The following is a 16834-nucleotide window of genomic DNA, read 5'->3' on the forward strand; positions in this document are numbered from 1 at the left end:
AGCCATTTCACGTTAGAAGTCACCCTCCCCGAAAGGTAGTGCCTCTAGTTTAGCCCGGCAGCCGTTCCGTTATGTCCCCATCGTTGCCAAACTGTACACAATAAGGAAAAAGGCAAAAGCAATGAAGACGATCGCTGCGATGGCGAGACCTCTTCTCATGCTGGCGGGGATGCTGTTCCGCTGCATAATAATGACGATCCCGAGCGAAAATGCCGCAATGATGAAAATAATCGTAGCTGTACTATCCACTTAGGCGTATGCTCCCTCCGCACAACCTATGCAGGTTGATCCTTGGATATGTTCGATATGCAGGATGAATTTTCCTCCTGCGGGCAGTCCGAGATTTTAGATTGAACGGAATGCTTGCATAATGGCTTCCAATTCATCCTCGCGTCCTACGAAATCGGCAGAACGGAAGCGGTTCCCCGCCCAATGAAGCATTTCGGGACGGCTTACGAAAGTATGGCATTCCTCGCCCCACTGATCGCTGATTTCGCGCACGATCAGAGTCTTGCCTTGAATCTCGACATTCAGCATATTGTATTTATCTGTTTTATAAACTTGAACCTTCTTAAACATAAGGACCATCCTCCCTGTAATAGCGTGCTGCTTCAATCCATGATAGCCATAAAATGGGGTAGAAATCAAATGTTTTGCATGGTAGAATATGGCATCGGCAGCGATGCTGCCGACAGATGAGCAGAGCGGAGTCAGTAGGGCATGAACCGAGATGAGACGAGAAGAGGAGAGGATGTCTATGAGTACCGGGTATCCGCAAGTTGGAGTGGCAGTCACCTGCAGGAGCTTCGAAGAGTACATGCTGATGTTTGATTTGAATGAGAAGGATTTAGCCGCCGCTGGTTCCTTTTTGGATATCGCAGGCGGCGCGTCGTCTTTCACGGCTGATGCGCACGCCCGCGGACTGGATGCCCATGCGGTCGATCCCCGTTACGGGCTTGAGCCGGATCGTTTGATCCAAGAAGCGAACGAAGAGATCGGCGTATCGGCGGCAAAGCTGGCGCAAGTGAGCGACCGGTACGATTTCAGCTACTATGGGGATCTCGAACGGCATCGTGCCGGCAGAGAGGCATCGCTCGCCAAGTTTACCGCGCATTATAGTCAGGCGGATATTCGAATGCGCTTTTACAAGGATGGACGGCTGCCGAATCTACCTTTCGATAAAGACCAGTTCGGTCTGGTGCTGTGCAGTCATTTTCTGTTTTTATATGAAGAGCAATTTGATTACAGCTTTCACCTGGCGGCGGTGCTCGAGATGATGAGGATTTGCAGGCCGGGCGGCAGCGTGCGGATCTATCCGATCATGTCGTTGAAATGGAAGCCGTACTCGTATCTAGAGGAGCTTCAGGCCGCGATCCGGGCTGAAGGCGCGGAGACGGGCTATTTTCGATCCAAGCTGCCATTTTTTCCTGGATCAGAGCTTGGTCTTTTTGTCAACCTTTAATTGCAAAAATCTCCCATGGAGTATATAATAAAGCAAGTCGCCCGGTTTTACCGGCGCGCTCATCTTTAGGAGGTTGTTTAATTTGAAAGGAACAGTAAAATGGTTTAACGCAGAGAAAGGCTACGGCTTTATTCAAGTTGAAAATGGCGAGGACGTTTTCGTTCATTATTCCGCAATCCTAGGTGAAGGCTTCAAGACGCTGGATGAAGGTCAATCCGTTGAATTTGACATTACGCAAGGCAACCGCGGACCTCAAGCCGCTAACGTTACGAAGCTGTAAGCTGCAGCTTCCGGCCGGAAGCTTCATCATAAGCATCTTTACACCCCGACAATCCGTTGTCGGGGTTTTTTATAACGCGAAAGGAGGGACCGTGTGGAAGCGGCCCGGCTGCATAATCAGACGATCTATATCGAACGTGAACGGAATGAGCTTGTTACGAGACGAATGAACGCGGAGCAGATCAATGCTGTCTTCGAGCACAAGTATCGAATATTCTCGCGGGAAAAGGGTTCGTTCCGGTGCGGCTGCTGCGGAGAGCGCGTCGTGATGGTGCTTTATCGGGATAAGGCGCTATTTCGCCATTATAATAGCGAGCAATGCGCAGGCGAACGGAACTATGCGACGTATTTGGCCGGACGCGAAACGCTGCAGGAAACATCATTGAAGCAGGCAGCCGGCAAAGAAGTGCTTCATCGTGCGTTCATGCTGGCGAATCCCGGTCATTATACAGTGGAGGAGGGCTACCTATTCCGCAAAGAGCTGCGTTATGTCCCGGACTTCATCGTAACGTTTCCAAGCGGCGAGCAGTGGGCGATTGACTATATCGCGAAGCTGCGAGGCGACAGCGCTTTTCGCAAAAAGATCGATAACCGTCTTCGCTGCTACAGCGAACATCGCTTGAAACCGCTGTTTTTGATCGATCGCTCCTATTTGGCCGTGCATGGCGAACGAGATATTTCGTTCAACTATTCCGAGTCTCGAATGGCGGTCCCGCATAACGACTATTGCAACGCTTGGGAACAATACATAACCGGGCAGTCGCTTGACCAAGAGCTGTACCGGAACTATTTCGGCACATCGGCGGTAAACGTGCAGTCATTGCTATATATCGATGTGGAGTCTGAAAAGGGACATTTCGCCAGATTCCTGCATCTATCGGACAAATGGGGGGAGCTGCTGTTCGACCCATGCGAAATGCCGCTAGACCAGCTGCTCTCCGTAGACGAGAGGCTGCTGCGTACGTCGGGCCGTTACAGCTTCAGTTTGTATGCGGATGAAGAATCTTTTCTGATGTATGTCTATACCGATGGATTGGAGCGCCGCTTGCAAACGTTCGAGGAAGAGAATGAACGGAGGCGGATCGAGGAGGAGCAAGCGAAACGGGCTCATCCTTCGGCCGTCGCCGTACAGGTGCGCGCCGATATCGACAAGCTTCAAGAACTGCTGCTACGCTGCCAAGTGTCGCCAAACCGGCCGATGTACCCGTCTTTGGAACCGAATCTCGCCAAAGCCGAGGCGTACATCGCCCTCTATCATGAAGGCGGCGAGCTAGCGGAATCGCATTACAGAAGCGCCTTCAGCATCCTTACGAATATAAGCTACCCTCTGCTTGGGGAGTAGCGAACGATCGGAAAGAACAACCCCCTTTGCTGCATGAGCAAAGGGGGTTGTTCGAGATGGGAGGATAACCTACCCATCCTGGTCTCGGTAATGCTTGACCAAAAATGCAGCCGAAGCGATGAGCGCCAGCACCGTCGCAAGATGGAAGAAGGCAGCCTTGCCGAACTGCTCGTAAATGGCGCCGCCGGCCGTTCCGCTGATCGCGCCTGCGAAGCCGCTCCAGACAATTGCGTAGACCGCTTGCCCGGATGACCGGTACTCATCCGGTATAATTCGGGACAGATAACGAAGCGCCGTTACCATATAGATGCCGAACGTGATGCTGTGCATCGCCTGGATCGGAATGATCCATATCGGCGACGTTATTTCGCTGATCAGCCAGAACCGCAAGGCGTACATAAGGCTTGCGATGGCGAGCAGCGGCAGTTCTTTGAATTTGTGACCGTATTTGCCGAGCAGAAACAGGACCGGTATTTCGCTGATCGACGAGATCATCCAAGCGATGCCGACCAGCGAGTTATCGGCGCCTAGTCCGCGCAGCGTAACGGCTAAGAAGCCTTCGTACATCCGATGCGCGATCGATACGACCAGCACAATGGCGAAATAGGCGAGGATGCTCGGCTTGCTGAGAAGCTTGAGAAAGCCGGAGAATTCGATTTTGCGTTTCGGGCCCTGGTAGTCCTTGAGCGTGAAGGAAAGCAGCAGAGCCAAAGCGATTGAGCCTGCCGCCAGCGGAATCGTCGCCTGCGAGCCGGTCCATTTAAGCAGCTGCCCGACCAGGAAGGCCGAGAATGCAAAGCCAAGGGATCCGAATACGCGGATGAGCGCATACGGCTTCGACGTAAACTGGCTGGACAAAAGGATCAGGCTGTCGCTGAGCGGGTTGACCGGCGTCTGAAAGAAGTAAAAGGCGAGCATGATGAAGCAAACGATGACGAATGCATCCGTCGTGAACAGCAGCGATACCATGACGAGCTGTCCGAACATGAGCAGGGTCATGATTTTTTTGATCGTCCGGTACTTATCGCTGGCCGTGCCGAAGATGATATTGGCAAAGATCGAAATAAACGGCCCGGTCGAGTAAATAATGCCGATCTGGCCTGCCGTATATCCGCGGTCTAGAAAATAAAGCGGAAAGTAGGATACGACAAGCGCCTGCGTGGTGTAAATGACGTACATGAACAACCGCAGCATGAACACTTCGCGCGATACCGACGATGCCTTGGAGGCGGCGGCAGCTTGCGCGGATTCATCTGCGATTGAAGGACGTATGGTCTCGCGTATTGTGCCCATGATGATTTTCACTCCAGATCTGCTGCTGCTTGCCGCGGCATGAATTTGGTCCCTTGTCCGATTCTGCGGATGGCGATCGCGATGAACAAGCACTCGGCCGCAACGCCGATGGACTGCGCCCATGCTCCGATCGCGCCGTTCCAGCCCGGCGTAAACAGGATGCAGACCGCCGCAGTCAGCAAGGTGAACAGCAGGTTAGCCGACTGCGAGCCGACGACGACACGGGTTTGCCCGCGCACCATGATGATGCCGTTGCCGACATCGAGCCAAGGCAGCGCTAGCGCGAGCAGAACGAACGGCTGCATGGCGCGAATCGTTTCAGCTTTGAGCTTGCCTTCGACGCCCATGATGTGACCGACAATAAACTCGCCCGCCGGCGTGAACGCAAGGAGGCTGACGAGCACCGTAGGAACGAATCCGAGCAGCAGCGTGAACTTGCGCACGGCGCCGGGATCGGTCCGATAGAAGTTAAGGACGATTTGATGAAAATAGGTAAAGAAGCTGAGCGTGAGCTGCACCAGACTGGCTGCCAGCGCAAAGGAAGCGATCGACAAGGCCGCATCGCTTGTTTTGCCGAGCAGCGCATTGATGGACGGCCCGATCCAAACGGCGATCAGCGTGGAAAGAAGCATCGGCCGGTAAAACGAGAAGATCTGTCTGCCGCTGCCGATCTCATGGCCTTCCACACGTTCCGGCATGCTTCTGACGAGCGATGAGCCTTCCAAGTAGCTGACGAGCGCTTCGATCATCATCCCGGTAAGGAAGATGATTGCCCCGACCGTTCCGCTGTTCACGCCTTGATGCATAAAGTAGAGCGAGAGGCCATACATGCCGATCAGCCGGAGCGCCATGCCGATCGTCAGCCATTTGGTCCGCATATTATAAATGATGACGCCGTGATACAAGCAGCGGATGCCTGAGAATATACTGACGAACATGAGAATCTGATAAACGTTCACGATATCCGGCACGAGCGCATCGTCCGCTCCGAACAAGCCGCCGAATATCCACCTGCCGAGCGGCGTATAGCAAATAATCATGCCAAGGAGCAGGATAGAGGCGAACACGAGCTGCCCCACCCGCAGCATGGCGCGAAAGGATCGCTTGTCGCGGACCAGCGCTGAGCAAGTTTGACGGAGCAGGACAGCGGGTCTCTCCGTGATGATCAATAGACTCATCGCAAGGGCATAGCTGGCGATGACGACCTTTTGGTTGGCGGCATGCGTCAGCGTGCTGTTAATGATGACATGCGAAATGGTTACGAGAGAAGCCGAAAGGCCAAGCGGCAAAAAAAAACGCCATAGCTGTCCCATAGACACAGAGCCAGGCTGTTTCCTCATAGAGCGTTCGATCTCCTTGTAAACAATATGTAAACAAGTATAGCATATGGGGAACAAGTTTTCGCGCTGGATTTACATTCTATGAAATGGTACATTAATGGATGGAGGTTTTGAGACGTGAACCATTTTTTTACGTGGAATGACCGGCTTGGAATCCCGCTGCCGACACTCGAGCAGGAGTGGGAAATGTTTAGCGAGGCAGACCGTACGGCGATCGTGACCGAGTGGGAGATTATTCGCGGTACGATTCCGGATCGCGTCTTCGCCCTAGAGGCTGATATTAACATGAAGCAAGCCCAATTGTTCGAGGAAGAGAGCTTTGAACGCTCGTGTACCATTAATTCCGATATCGCCGATCTGGCGAGCCGGATTAATGATTTACATATTTGGTACCGCACGAATCAAGAGATTGAAACTAAGCGCCATTCCTAATATATAGCGGAGTGGAAGAAGGAGGGCGCACATCGATGCAGCTGTCAGCTTTGGCCCGCCAAATGCCGCAATCGCCAATTCAATTAATGTACCGGGTATATAAGTATGTACTGCCTGAAGTCAGGGCGGAGCTTGCGAGGCTGCGTGCCATCGCCATGCAAATTCCGGACGAAGAATTGAGAACGCAAGCGCTTGCGAGCATGACGAGCAAGCAGTTTCACTGCGAAGGCGGAGGCATTTACGCCGCCGCTAACTTAAGCCGCAGAGATATTCTTGTGCCGCTCATCGTTGCTTTGCAAACGATCAGCGATTATTTGGACAACCTGTGCGACCGCAGCACGTCTCTCGATGCCGACGATTTTCGCCTGCTCCATCAATCGATGCTGGATGCGGTCGATCCGGATGCGCCGCTGCGCGACTATTACGCGCTGCGCGCGGAGCGTGAGGACGGAGGCTATCTGCATGAGCTAGTCCGCACCTGTCAAGCCAGCATCAGGCAGCTGCCGTCGTATGCGGCCGTGCAGCCTTATGTAACGGAGCTTGTCGGCCTCTATTGCGATCTGCAGGTTCATAAGCATATCGTGAAGCATGAACGCGTGCCGGCGCTGATGACCTGGTGGGAAGGGCACCGCAGCCGCGTGCCTCATCTGAAATGGAATGAGTTTGCAGCCGCTACGGGGTCGACGCTCGGTATGTTTATGCTCTTTCTTGCCGCATCCGACGAGGCATGCGGCACGCATGATGCTTTGCGCATTCGCAATCACTATTTCCCCCATATTTGCGGTCTTCATATTATGCTTGATTATTTGATCGATCAGGAAGAGGACCGGGTAGGCGGAGATTTGAACTTCTGCTTCTACTATACCGATCAAAACGAGCTCTTCGAGCGGATCGGCGGTATCGTGGAGCAAGCGAGAGAAGACGCGGACAGGCTGCCTGCTCCGAGGTTTCACCGGATGGTGATCGAGGGCTTGATTGCGCTGTACCTGTCCGATCCCAAAGTGCGAAACCAACAGGACGTGAAGCGCGTCTCGAAGCGTCTCATGCGAAAAAGTCCGCTCACGCGGTTGTTCTTCTGGGGCAATAGCGTGGTCATTCGTTTGCGTCAAGCTTAATCAAGTGAACCAGGAAAGCACAGATAAAGAATGAGGAGTGGAATGCAATGTCAGCAGTAAAATCGATTGCCGTTCTTACGAGCGGCGGAGACTCTCAAGGGATGAACGCGGCGGTACGCGCCGTCGTCCGCAGCGCCCTTTATCATGGTCTTGAAGTTTATGGCGTTCAACGCGGCTACCAAGGCTTGCTTAATAACGACCTGCGCCGGATGGATCTTCGCAGCGTAGGCGACATTATCCAGCGTGGCGGAACGATTCTCCAAACGGCGCGCTGCAAAGAATTTATGACGCCCGAAGGCCAGCAAAAAGGTGCTGAGGTGCTGCGAGAGCGCGGCATCGACGGCCTCGTCGTCATTGGCGGCGACGGCTCCTACCAAGGCGCCAATAAGCTGAGCAAGCTCGGCATCAAGACGATGGGCTTGCCGGGGACGATCGACAACGATATCCCGTTCACCGACTACACGATCGGCTTCGATACGTCGGTCAGCATCGTAGTCGATGCGATCAATAAGCTGCGCGACACGATGACTTCGCATGAGCGCTCTTCGGTCGTGGAAGTTATGGGCCGTCACTGCGGCGATATTGCCCTATACGCAGGTCTTGCAAGCGGTGCGGAAACGATTATCGTGCCGGAAGTGCCGTTTGACCTCGATCAAGTGGCAAACCGGATGAAAGAGAACTTCGGCTCCGGCAAACGCCACAGTATCATTGTCGTGGCGGAAGGCGCGGCGACAGGCGAAGAAATCGGCAGAGGCATTACCGAGCGCTGCGGCATGGAGCCTCGCGTTACGGTACTAGGCCATATTCAGCGCGGCGGCACGCCGACTCATAATGACCGTATCCTTGCCAGCCAGCTCGGCGACTTTGCCGTGCGCAAGCTGATGGAGGGCGATTCCGGCAAAGCATGCGGCATGATTCGCGGCGAGCTGGTCGTAACCGATATCGATAAAGTGGTGAACACGAAGAAACCGTTCAATATGGATCTCTACAACCTAGCTCTTCGTTTATCCCAATAATTTGATCGTAAGCCTTATATGAGCGTCTCGGCAAGGGGGGCAGCATGCCCGGTCGAGTGCCCGTATAAGGCTTTTCTACTCATACATGCAAAGGGGGACACAGCGATGTTCTTGTATAAAATCGAAATCGAAATGGAAGACACCTCGGCGCATCTTATTCTGCTCGCTGAGACTGACGAGAAGGCGTTCTCGGTTGTCGAGAGCCATGTCGCTCGCCACTACATCAAGATGCCGGTGCTGAAGTCGGTCGCGATCGTGGAGAAGAAGCGGACGGAAGCGGGCTCCGGGTATTTAATCCCTCATCAGTAAAATGCTGTATTGACCAAACATACAAAACATACTATTATGTATGTAAAGTTATGGTTTGGAAGGGGACTTTTATTATGCGCATTGCGATTATTGCAGGCAGTAACCGGGCACATTCGACAAGCACGATGCTTTCGCGTTATATCGGCAAGGTCATAGAATCGGAAGGGCATGAAGTCACGTTGTTCGATCTGCATGTGCGGCCGCTGCCGTTCTACGGCAGCCACGAGGAAGCCGATCCGCAAGTAGCTGCCTTAAAGGAAGCGGCGCTGCACAGCGATGCCATCGTGCTTAGCACGCCAGAGTACCACGGAAGTATGTCCGGCGTGCTGAAGAACGCGCTCGATTTCCTCGGCGGCGATCAGTTCGACAGCAAAGCCGTATTGTCCGTCAGCTCCGCAGGGGGCGCGGTAGGCGTTAGCTCGCTGACGCAAATGCAGGCTATCGTTCGCAACATGCACGGAATTAACTGCCCGGAATGGATATCGATCGGCGGCGCGAGCCGTCAATTCGATGAGGACGGCACGCCATCCTCCGCGGACGTCAAAAACCGTGTGCATCGCACCGTACCTTACTTTTTGAAGCTGGCGGCCAAGCTGCGCAAATAAAATCAAACGCTCTGCAAGCACCCGGCTTGCAGAGCGTTTTTTGCGTTTATTTAGAAGTTGGCGTCCGCCGTGTAACGGTTGTTTGCATTCCATAATAAGTATTCATGAATGCCGGTATCGTTCAATGCTTTAATTTGCGCGTCCACTTCGGCCTTGCCGTATTTGATATAATGCCCTTTGCCAAGCCAGCTAGCGGTAAAATCTTGTATCCAAGGCCGGATAATCGGCTTGTAGGAACCGATCGGTTTCAACTTTTTGTGCGTGTCGAGCATGGCGCCTTTGATGGTGGCATACGGATTTTTGTCCGGGTCCTTCACATTAAACCACCCTGTGCTGTAGTGGCTCGGATAAACCATTGGCGAGATGACGTCCACATGCTTCGATATTTTCACGAAATCTTGACCGATGCCTTCGGCGGCCGGGACGGAGGCGGCATAGCCGAAAATATCGACCGAAACGCGTACGCCGAGCGGCTCCAGCTGCGACTTGGCGTATTTGACGAAGGCGGCGATCGTATCGACCCGCTTATCCTTGGTCTTGTTGAATACAAGGGAGTCGGCTTTCTTCTCGAAGCCTTCCGGGAATCTGACGTAGTCGAATTGGATTTCCTTAAAGCCGAGCTTTACGGCTTCCTTCGCGATGGCGATGTTATAGTCCCAAACTTCTTTCCTGTACGGATTGACGAAGCTGTCCTTCTTGCCGTTCTGCCAGACCGATCCGTCATGGCGGCGGAACGACAGCTCCGGGTGACTGCGGGCGAGCACCGTATCTTTGAAAACGACGATCCGCGCGATCGGATAGACGTTATGCTTCTTTAAGCGTTCCATCATCTGACTGACATTGCCGATATATTTCTTCGGCTTGCCGAGCTTGAGTAGTTCAGGGTTTTGGGTCGGGTAAGTTATGTAGCCGTAATCGTCTTTCACGTCAATGACCATGCTGTTAAGGGCCGTAATATCGAGGAGCTTCAATAACGATTCCATTCGGGAGCCTCCGGCGCTGTGGGCGGTGACGTATATGCCCTTTATTTCCGGCGCATCAGGCTGCGGGTCGTGTTTGACATAAATGGTTCCCGGGGATGTACCTGTTCCGGTCTGAGCCTCTCCAGGCTTCGTTTGATTGGGCTGAGCGGTACCGTTTGGCAGCTGTTGCTGCTGCGCCGCCGGTGCGGTCATTATCGTTGTAAGCAGCTGCTGAGTCGAAGCGGACTGCGGACCGGTCTGCGCGCCTGATCCGGTTAATACGTGAAATAACAATAATAAGGCTGAAACGATAACGTCCATAGCTGCTCTCTCCCCGTCTGCCAAGTCAGTAAGATTATAATTCAGTTTCGGAAGGCGGCACAGAGGTATTTTGTAGGATTTTGAAAGAAAAAAGCTGGAACAGGAGCGGAGTCTGCGATCATGGATCGGAACCATGATTCCCACGCGCAGCATATGATCCAAAAAAAAAGAACGAGAACCGTAAACTCGTTCTCGTTCCAACTTCTCTATTGCAGCAGCACTTCTCTTTGATGCTCGCAAATGCTTTGCTGAACAATTTCCATTGCGTCTTCAGGCTCTAGCAATGCCAGTCCATCCCGCAGCACGATATTCAAATTCATTTCCCGCTCCGTGAGGAAAGGCACTAACTCTGGTGCTAGCTTCTCCACAATCTGTAATAGTCTGACCGTTTCCATATCCATGAAGCATCACCCTTTCATCGTAATGGAGGGTAAAACGTATGGCACGAAACTAAATCAACGGGATAGCTATATTATAACAGCAGGGAAATGAAAAACCTAGTGCAAAGCGAATAATTTCCATTTTTGCCGGGTGCCCGATTTATCGGACCGGTCAACTTTACAGCGTAGGCTTGCGGAAATCGCCCATCACGCCGACCGTCTCTACAATATTTACGAATGCGCGGGGATCCGTCTTCGCGATAATTTTGCGCAGCTGGTTCAGCTCGAAGCGGGTCGTTACCGTCATCAGCATATCTTTTTCCTCGTTGGTGTACCCACCTCGGGTTTTCATGCACGTGACGCCGCGGTAAAGCGGAATCAGCGCGGCTCGCATCGCCTCGGCCTCGCATGTGATGATGAATGCGGTCACCTTGACATGCTTGATATGTATGAGGTCGATGATTTTGCCTGTCGTAAAGATCGACAGCAAGGAGAACAGGGCGATATCCCAGTTCTTCGTGAGCAGACCGAGCGCTGCAATGACCGTGCCGTTCAAGCCGAAGATGAGCATGCCGATCGAAATGTCACGTTTACGCGTAATGATCGCCGCAACAATGTCGAAACCGCCGGACGAAGAGCCTTCGCGAAGAGCTAGTCCACTGCCGAAGCCGACGATGACACCGCCGAACACGGCGCCGAGCGTCAAGTCCGCCACCAGCGGCTTGGCCGGAATCAGCTGCATGAAGAGCGTTGTCGCTGCAACCGATACCGAGCTCCAGCCGACGAACCGGAAGCCAAGCACGCGCCAGCCCCAGATTAAAATAGGTACGTTTAGAATAAAATAAAGCCAGCCAATATTCAGTCCGGTTGCATAGCCTGCAATCATCGTGATACCGGAGACGCCGCCGCTGATCATCTTATGCGGGATCAGCAGCTGATTAAATCCGAAAGCGATCAGCAAAGCGCTGATCAATGTGAATGCTGCGGTTCGTGAAGTTCTCATGACTGTTCCACCTCGGCAAATTTTGACCACATGTTGCAGTGTATCAAATCCAGTTGGATATTGTCTAACGAAAGAAATGATGTTAGTATATGTATTTAGTGCTTAGTGGTATTCTGAAATACAGTTGTGCTATAATGAGCAGTATATTTTCTGTAGGATGCAGATAGAAGGAGATTGAAACAGTTTGAAAACATTTGCTGAATTCGGCTTGGAACCAAAGGTTCTTCAGGCCATAACTGAGCTTGGATTTGAGGAATCGACACCGATCCAATCCAAAGCCATTCCAATTGCGCTTACCGGCTCCGATATGATCGGTCAAGCTCAAACAGGAACGGGCAAGACTGCAGCCTTCGGTATTCCGCTGGTAAATAAAATTCCAGTAACCGAAGACCGTATCGTCGCATTAATCATGACCCCGACCCGTGAGCTTGCCATCCAGGTTTCGGAAGAAATCGGAAAGCTTACCCGTTACAAAGGACTTCGTTCGCTGCCGATTTACGGCGGTCAAGAGATCGGTCGTCAAATCCGCGCGTTGAAGAAGCGCCCGCAAATCATTATCGGAACGCCTGGCCGCTTGCTCGACCATATCAACCGTAAAACGATTAAACTGGATGATGTCCAGACGGTGATTTTGGACGAAGCGGACGAAATGCTGGACATGGGCTTCATGGAAGATATCACGTCCATTCTTTCCCTCGTACCGGAAAACCGCCAAACGATGCTGTTCTCGGCAACGATGCCGCCGAACATCCGCAAGCTGGCTGACCAATTCTTGAAAAACCCTGAGCATGTATCGGTCATTCCGACGCAAGTCAGTGCCCCGACAATTGATCAAGCTTACATTGAAGTGCATGAGCGCCAGAAATTCGACGCGCTTAGCCGTTTGCTTGATATGGAATCGCCGGAACTTGCAATCATCTTTGGTCGTACTAAACGCCGGGTAGACGAGCTGAGCGAAGCGCTGCAGAAGCGCGGTTACTCCGCTGATGGCCTGCATGGCGACTTGTCCCAAAATCAACGTGACAACGTAATGCGTAAATTCCGCGACGGCAGCATCGACGTGCTCGTAGCAACTGACGTAGCGGCACGCGGTCTTGACGTTTCGGGCGTATCCCACGTTATTAACTTTGACTTGCCACAAGATCCTGAGAGCTATGTACACCGGATCGGCCGTACGGGCCGTGCGGGTAAAGAAGGTACGGCATGGTCTTTCGTAACGCCTCGCGAGCTGGATCACATGCACTTCATCGAGAAGGTGACGCGCCACAAAATCGCGAAGAAGCCGCTGCCGAGCATCGCGGAAGCGATCGAAGGCAAACAGCGCGTAACGGCTGAGCGCATCTTGGATGCCATGGAATCTGAGTCGGTTAATGAGTTCAAGGCGATTGCAATTCAATTGCTGGAGCAGTACGACTCCGTTAATCTTCTGGCGGCTGCGATTAAGCTGATTACCGGCGAGAAGAAAGACGTGAACATCGATCTTACGCCGGAAGATCCGATTCGCGCGAAGAAGCGCAGACCGGATGTCCGCACGAACGGACGCCGTTTCTCCGGCAGCTCATTCGGCGGCGGCAACCGCACAGGCAGCGGCCCTCGTGGACGCGGCGAAGGCGGCAGCCGCGGCGGTTACGGCGGCGGCGGCTACAACCGCGACCGCGGCAGCTCCGGAAGCTACAACCGAGACCGTGACCGTGACGGCGGCAAAGGCCGCGGCGGATACAGCGGCGGAGGCGAAGCTCGCCGTTCCCGTCCTTCCACTGACGAATAAGCAAGCATAACACCGGGGCTTCTGTTTAGCCGAGCAATCGGATAAATAGAGCCCCTTTTTTATCGCTTGTTTAAAAGAAGCCGCACGTTACAATGACAAGCAGGATGAACAGTACCAGAATGATCGCGGCAGACGTGCCATGACCTGCATGACCTCCCACTGGCAAGACCTCCTCGGCATTTGTCTTGGTTGTCGATCACACTATAAGGTATGCGTATGGGTCAATGTCGTTTAGACGTCTGCCCACATTCCCGAAAATGGGCGTTGGCTTTCTGCGGCAGTCTATATTATAGTAAACGTAGGTTAAAATGAAATCGCTTGCTAGGAGGACTTGCTACAATGGAAATGAGAGGCATGATGGGCGGGTTTTATAAAATCTCGGAATGGATTATGCGCTTATCGGTAACAAACGTGCTTTGGATCATTTGTTCCTTGCCGTTTATTTTTCTGCTGCTCCCCGTGCTGTTTGCGCAGAACAGCGATCAGATGCTGAGTTACTTCATCGTATCCGGCGTCGTGGCTCCATTCACGCTGTTCCCGGCTACTGCGGCCATGTTCGCGGTTGCGCGCAAGTGGGTGATGGGGGAAGTGGATGTGCCGCTTCTTCGCACATTCTTCCGGAATTATAAAGACAGCTACAAGCAAAGCATGATCGGCGGCATTTTATATGTGGTGCTGTTCACGATTCTGATCGTCGATTTCCGGGTATATTTAGTGAAATTGCAATCGTTCCAGATCGTTTCTTATCTGTTTATCGCCCTGTTTGCGCTGTTGGCGGTATCGCTGTTCAACTTCTTCTCGATGGTTGTTCACTATCACATGAAGACGATGCAGCTGATCAAGAACGCGCTGCTGCTGACGATCGGCCGTCCGCTACGTTCGCTCTCAACTGTTATCATGTGCGGTTTCGTCATCTATATCAGCTTCAGCTCGCCAAAGCTGATGTTCCTCGTGCCGTTCTTTACGGGTAGCGTCGTCGCGATGATCGCCTTCTGGAATTTCTACGCGATCTACATGAAGCTTCAGCAGCAAGCGGAGAAGGCCGCGGAGGCTAGAGCGGAAGAAGAGCGCAAGCGTCTGGAAGATGAAGCATTGCTGCCGCATACAGAAGACGGTCAAAGCTCCATTAAATAGCGGCGGATGTCACGTTTACTTTTGCCCCTGTTCCGTCTATAATAAGCAATACATCCTGCGATGTTCGTTACGGCTTATCACTTGTTTTGAACCAATGGCTGTTTTAAGGGAGACTAATATTGAAACGCGGCTGACATGCCCTCGAAAAGGGATCTCAAAAACGTTTCTGCGGCCACCCACCTGCGAGAGCGGGTTCAGAAACAAGCAAGCTGGACGGCATGGCGGGTTACTTACGAAGCGAAAAGGGGGCAACCCCTTTTTTTTATATCTCAAACTATGTTATTATATTTCTTAGCGTACATAGAAGTTGGAGGAGGAGATTACCTTTGTCTTTGAAGCGGTCCTTAATCGGGTTGCTGCGCAGTCACGAGTTGACTGGCGATAAAGCGAAAGATCCGTTACTGAAATCCCATTATTACAAGTTGTCCCGGGAGAAGGCGTGGGAAGAGGTTGTCTCCACACTAAAGAAGATGCAAGGCTATAAGGTGCTTCATGAAGTGCAAAATGTCGGCGAAATCGTACTTGAGAGGCGTACGGTTACCGGCCGTACCATGGATATTACCGTATCCGTCATTAACGTGAATCCGGTTACGGCTGCGGTTGATATTTATTCCGCGTCGCGCGGCTCCTTTGGAGATTTGGGCTCTAATTACCGTACCATTCTAGATATTTATCGGACTCTCGATAAGAAGCTGGCTCAATATAAAACGACCGGCGTATAATAACGAGAAAAAAGCGAGGAAGGGAGTCCCTGCCTCGCTTTTGTTATACGTAAGGCTGTAAAAGCCTCCGTATCGGTATGTAGCTTATACGAGTGCTTTCAGAGCGTTAAGCGCATTCTCGTAGTTAGGGTGCTCCGTCATTTCGCCCAGCACTTCCACGTATTGAATCGTATCGTTGCTGTCGATTACGAAGATCGAGCGCATATCGAGGTTAAGGTCCTTGATCAGCACGCCGTATGCTTCGCCGAAGTTGTTGTTCTTGTAGTCGGAAAGCATAACAACTTTATCTACGCCTGCAGCGCCGCACCAGCGAGCTTGCGCGAACGGAAGGTCTACGCTTACCGTCAGCACGACAACGTTGTCGCCGAAAGTAGCGGCTTCTTCGTTGAAGCGGCGAGTTTGCGCGTCGCATACGCCTGTATCGATGGAAGGCACTACGCTGACAAGCTTCACTTTGCCGGCAAAATCCTTCAAGGATACGACTTCAACCAGCGATTTGTTTAATTGAAAATCCGGCGCTTTGTCACCGACTTTCAATTCCGGGCCAATCAGAGTAAGCGGGTTGCCCTTCAGCGTGGCAACGCCATTACGTTCTTGTGCCATTTAATAAACAGCCTCCTCAGGATAGAATGGTTCCTACCAAATTATTATACCTATAATGAATTGCCATTGTCCAATAGGAGCGTAAAGGAGACGGCTATGATCTTTCTTCGCTATGAAAGCTTCCGCAGCTATCTGCGGCTATATCCGGTCACCGCAGCCATTATCGCCATAAACCTTGCTATCTATATTGCGGACCGTTACATGCTGGGTGGCATTTTGCTCGAGCGCGGCTTATTCTACAGCTACCGCGACGACAATTATTTCTCGCTCGATGAGCCTTGGCGGTATATTACGGCGCAGTTTCTTCATTTAAATTTGTCGCATATTTTCTTTAATATGTTCGCGGTATTGGTATTTGCTCCGCCGCTTGAGCGGATGCTCGGCCATGTGAAGTACTTGGCGTTCTATCTGCTGTGCGGGGTCGTCGGCAACCTATTCAGTGCGATCGCGGATTCTTCGACGGCGGGGGCGGGGGCATCCGGCGCTATATACGGCGTCTACGGCGCTTATCTCTACTTGGCGCTGATGAAGCGCTCCATGGATCCGGATTCGCGCAAGACGGTTTATACGATTTTGATATTCGGTATCTTGTATTCGGTCTTTGCGCCGGGAATTGGCCTGTGGGCACATATTGGCGGCTTGTTTGCTGGATTCGTCCTTGCGTATGTGCACGATTGGTTTCTCATTACAAAGCGGAAACGCCGATATCATCCATAAACAGCAGCAGTTATATAAAGCAGAAGAGGGG

21 protein-coding genes and 1 other RNA gene are annotated in these 16834 nt (G+C 52.3%); 13 read left to right on the forward strand and 9 right to left on the reverse strand.

Annotated features, from left to right (window positions below; all coding sequences use genetic code 11):
* Window positions 1-69: 69 nt before the first annotated feature.
* A complete protein-coding gene (locus tag DL346_RS19525; protein ID WP_112883901.1) occupies window positions 70-249 on the reverse strand; it encodes a hypothetical protein in 180 nt (59 codons plus the stop codon).
* 96 nt (window positions 250-345) lie between these two features.
* Window positions 346-579: a hypothetical protein gene (locus tag DL346_RS19530; RefSeq protein WP_112883903.1), complete on the reverse strand. Its 234-nt coding sequence runs from the start codon at window positions 577-579 to the stop codon at window positions 346-348.
* Window positions 580-757: 178 nt separating this feature from the next.
* Here DL346_RS19530 and DL346_RS19535 point away from each other — a divergent pair, with 178 nt between their 5' ends.
* The 3 genes from DL346_RS19535 (at window position 758) to DL346_RS19545 (ending at window position 3083) form a co-directional block, all read left to right on the forward strand.
* Window positions 758-1462: a class I SAM-dependent methyltransferase gene (locus tag DL346_RS19535; protein WP_240633297.1), complete on the forward strand. Its 705-nt coding sequence runs from the start codon at window positions 758-760 to the stop codon at window positions 1460-1462.
* 82 nt (window positions 1463-1544) lie between these two features.
* Window positions 1545-1742: a cold shock domain-containing protein gene (locus tag DL346_RS19540; RefSeq protein WP_112883906.1), complete on the forward strand. Its 198-nt coding sequence runs from the start codon at window positions 1545-1547 to the stop codon at window positions 1740-1742.
* A 93-nt stretch (window positions 1743-1835) separates the two neighbouring features.
* Entirely contained in the window at window positions 1836-3083 is a 1248-nt protein-coding gene (locus tag DL346_RS19545; RefSeq protein WP_112883908.1) for a hypothetical protein, read from the forward strand.
* Window positions 3084-3152: 69 nt separating this feature from the next.
* Here the strand turns inward: DL346_RS19545 and DL346_RS19550 are convergent, their stop codons facing one another.
* Both DL346_RS19550 and DL346_RS19555 read right to left on the reverse strand, forming a co-directional pair.
* Entirely contained in the window at window positions 3153-4376 is a 1224-nt protein-coding gene (locus tag DL346_RS19550) for an MFS transporter (RefSeq protein WP_112883910.1), read from the reverse strand.
* A gap of 8 nt (window positions 4377-4384) precedes the next feature.
* Complete coding sequence (locus DL346_RS19555) at window positions 4385-5716, reverse strand: multi antimicrobial extrusion protein MatE (RefSeq protein WP_112883912.1); 1332 nt, start codon at window positions 5714-5716, stop codon at window positions 4385-4387.
* Between the two features lie 117 nt (window positions 5717-5833).
* Here DL346_RS19555 and DL346_RS19560 point away from each other — a divergent pair, with 117 nt between their 5' ends.
* The 5 genes from DL346_RS19560 (at window position 5834) to DL346_RS19580 (ending at window position 9193) form a co-directional block, all read left to right on the forward strand.
* Complete coding sequence (locus DL346_RS19560; protein WP_112883914.1) at window positions 5834-6148, forward strand: hypothetical protein; 315 nt, start codon at window positions 5834-5836, stop codon at window positions 6146-6148.
* 35 nt (window positions 6149-6183) lie between these two features.
* Window positions 6184-7263 (forward strand): tetraprenyl-beta-curcumene synthase family protein, encoded by a 1080-nt coding sequence (locus tag DL346_RS19565; protein WP_112883916.1) that lies wholly within the window; start codon window positions 6184-6186, stop codon window positions 7261-7263.
* A 47-nt stretch (window positions 7264-7310) separates the two neighbouring features.
* Window positions 7311-8279 (forward strand): 6-phosphofructokinase, encoded by a 969-nt coding sequence (gene pfkA / locus DL346_RS19570; RefSeq protein ID WP_112883918.1) that lies wholly within the window; start codon window positions 7311-7313, stop codon window positions 8277-8279.
* Window positions 8280-8384: 105 nt separating this feature from the next.
* Window positions 8385-8588, forward strand: coding sequence for a DUF3906 family protein (locus tag DL346_RS19575; protein WP_112883920.1), 204 nt, complete (start codon window positions 8385-8387; stop codon window positions 8586-8588).
* A gap of 74 nt (window positions 8589-8662) precedes the next feature.
* The gene (locus tag DL346_RS19580) at window positions 8663-9193 is read left to right on the forward strand and encodes an NADPH-dependent FMN reductase (protein WP_112883922.1); all 531 of its coding nucleotides are present in this window, start codon (window positions 8663-8665) and stop codon (window positions 9191-9193) included.
* A 50-nt stretch (window positions 9194-9243) separates the two neighbouring features.
* Here the strand turns inward: DL346_RS19580 and DL346_RS19585 are convergent, their stop codons facing one another.
* From DL346_RS19585 to DL346_RS19595, 3 genes are all read right to left on the reverse strand, one after another.
* On the reverse strand, window positions 9244-10476 hold the full coding sequence (locus DL346_RS19585; protein ID WP_112883924.1) for a putative glycoside hydrolase: 1233 nt from the start codon (window positions 10474-10476) through the stop codon (window positions 9244-9246).
* A 206-nt stretch (window positions 10477-10682) separates the two neighbouring features.
* Window positions 10683-10877: a hypothetical protein gene (locus DL346_RS19590; RefSeq protein WP_112883926.1), complete on the reverse strand. Its 195-nt coding sequence runs from the start codon at window positions 10875-10877 to the stop codon at window positions 10683-10685.
* Between the two features lie 157 nt (window positions 10878-11034).
* Window positions 11035-11859, reverse strand: a complete 825-nt coding sequence (locus DL346_RS19595; RefSeq protein WP_112883928.1) for a YitT family protein — start codon at window positions 11857-11859, stop codon at window positions 11035-11037.
* 184 nt (window positions 11860-12043) lie between these two features.
* Between DL346_RS19595 and cshA the strand changes: the two genes are divergently transcribed.
* The gene (gene cshA / locus DL346_RS19600; RefSeq protein ID WP_112883930.1) at window positions 12044-13627 is read left to right on the forward strand and encodes a degradosome RNA helicase CshA; all 1584 of its coding nucleotides are present in this window, start codon (window positions 12044-12046) and stop codon (window positions 13625-13627) included.
* 70 nt (window positions 13628-13697) lie between these two features.
* On the opposite strand, the gene DL346_RS19605 is transcribed toward cshA, so the two are convergent.
* A complete protein-coding gene (locus tag DL346_RS19605) occupies window positions 13698-13787 on the reverse strand; it encodes a YjcZ family sporulation protein (RefSeq protein ID WP_206098552.1) in 90 nt (29 codons plus the stop codon).
* Between the two features lie 179 nt (window positions 13788-13966).
* On the opposite strand from DL346_RS19605, the gene DL346_RS19610 reads away from it, so the two are divergent.
* The 3 genes from DL346_RS19610 (at window position 13967) to DL346_RS19620 (ending at window position 15483) form a co-directional block, all read left to right on the forward strand.
* Complete coding sequence (locus tag DL346_RS19610) at window positions 13967-14761, forward strand: YesL family protein (RefSeq protein WP_112883934.1); 795 nt, start codon at window positions 13967-13969, stop codon at window positions 14759-14761.
* Window positions 14762-14810: 49 nt separating this feature from the next.
* Window positions 14811-14993, forward strand: a non-coding RNA gene (ssrS, locus tag DL346_RS19615) — 6S RNA.
* Between the two features lie 94 nt (window positions 14994-15087).
* Window positions 15088-15483 carry a DUF1499 domain-containing protein gene (locus tag DL346_RS19620; protein ID WP_112883936.1) on the forward strand — a complete coding sequence of 132 codons (396 nt, stop codon included), beginning with the start codon at window positions 15088-15090 and terminating at the stop codon, window positions 15481-15483.
* Window positions 15484-15567: 84 nt separating this feature from the next.
* Here DL346_RS19620 and tpx read toward each other — a convergent pair whose 3' ends face one another.
* A complete protein-coding gene (gene tpx / locus DL346_RS19625; protein WP_112883938.1) occupies window positions 15568-16086 on the reverse strand; it encodes a thiol peroxidase in 519 nt (172 codons plus the stop codon).
* A 96-nt stretch (window positions 16087-16182) separates the two neighbouring features.
* On the opposite strand from tpx, the gene DL346_RS19630 reads away from it, so the two are divergent.
* The gene (locus tag DL346_RS19630) at window positions 16183-16803 is read left to right on the forward strand and encodes a rhomboid family intramembrane serine protease (protein ID WP_112883940.1); all 621 of its coding nucleotides are present in this window, start codon (window positions 16183-16185) and stop codon (window positions 16801-16803) included.
* Window positions 16804-16834 lie beyond the last annotated feature (31 nt).

Source organism: Paenibacillus montanisoli (genome assembly GCF_003268025.1).
Lineage (GTDB): Bacteria > Bacillota > Bacilli > Paenibacillales > Paenibacillaceae > Paenibacillus_Z > Paenibacillus_Z montanisoli.

Excerpts from the sequence above, each read along its gene's own strand:
- DL346_RS19530 (WP_112883903.1), bottom strand. The coding sequence starts at position 579 with ATGTTTAAGAAGGTTCAAGTTTATAAAACAGATAAATACAATATGCTG.
- DL346_RS19535 (WP_240633297.1), top strand. The coding sequence starts at position 758 with ATGAGTACCGGGTATCCGCAAGTTGGAGTGGCAGTCACCTGCAGGAGC.
- DL346_RS19550 (WP_112883910.1), bottom strand. The coding sequence starts at position 4,376 with ATGGGCACAATACGCGAGACCATACGTCCTTCAATCGCAGATGAATCC.
- DL346_RS19555 (WP_112883912.1), bottom strand. The coding sequence starts at position 5,716 with ATGAGGAAACAGCCTGGCTCTGTGTCTATGGGACAGCTATGGCGTTTT.
- DL346_RS19565 (WP_112883916.1), top strand. The coding sequence starts at position 6,184 with ATGCAGCTGTCAGCTTTGGCCCGCCAAATGCCGCAATCGCCAATTCAA.
- pfkA (WP_112883918.1), top strand. The coding sequence starts at position 7,311 with ATGTCAGCAGTAAAATCGATTGCCGTTCTTACGAGCGGCGGAGACTCT.
- DL346_RS19575 (WP_112883920.1), top strand. The coding sequence starts at position 8,385 with ATGTTCTTGTATAAAATCGAAATCGAAATGGAAGACACCTCGGCGCAT.
- DL346_RS19580 (WP_112883922.1), top strand. The coding sequence starts at position 8,663 with ATGCGCATTGCGATTATTGCAGGCAGTAACCGGGCACATTCGACAAGC.
- DL346_RS19585 (WP_112883924.1), bottom strand. The coding sequence starts at position 10,476 with ATGGACGTTATCGTTTCAGCCTTATTATTGTTATTTCACGTATTAACC.
- DL346_RS19590 (WP_112883926.1), bottom strand. The coding sequence starts at position 10,877 with ATGGATATGGAAACGGTCAGACTATTACAGATTGTGGAGAAGCTAGCA.
- DL346_RS19595 (WP_112883928.1), bottom strand. The coding sequence starts at position 11,859 with ATGAGAACTTCACGAACCGCAGCATTCACATTGATCAGCGCTTTGCTG.
- DL346_RS19610 (WP_112883934.1), top strand. The coding sequence starts at position 13,967 with ATGGAAATGAGAGGCATGATGGGCGGGTTTTATAAAATCTCGGAATGG.
- tpx (WP_112883938.1), bottom strand. The coding sequence starts at position 16,086 with ATGGCACAAGAACGTAATGGCGTTGCCACGCTGAAGGGCAACCCGCTT.
- DL346_RS19630 (WP_112883940.1), top strand. The coding sequence starts at position 16,183 with ATGATCTTTCTTCGCTATGAAAGCTTCCGCAGCTATCTGCGGCTATAT.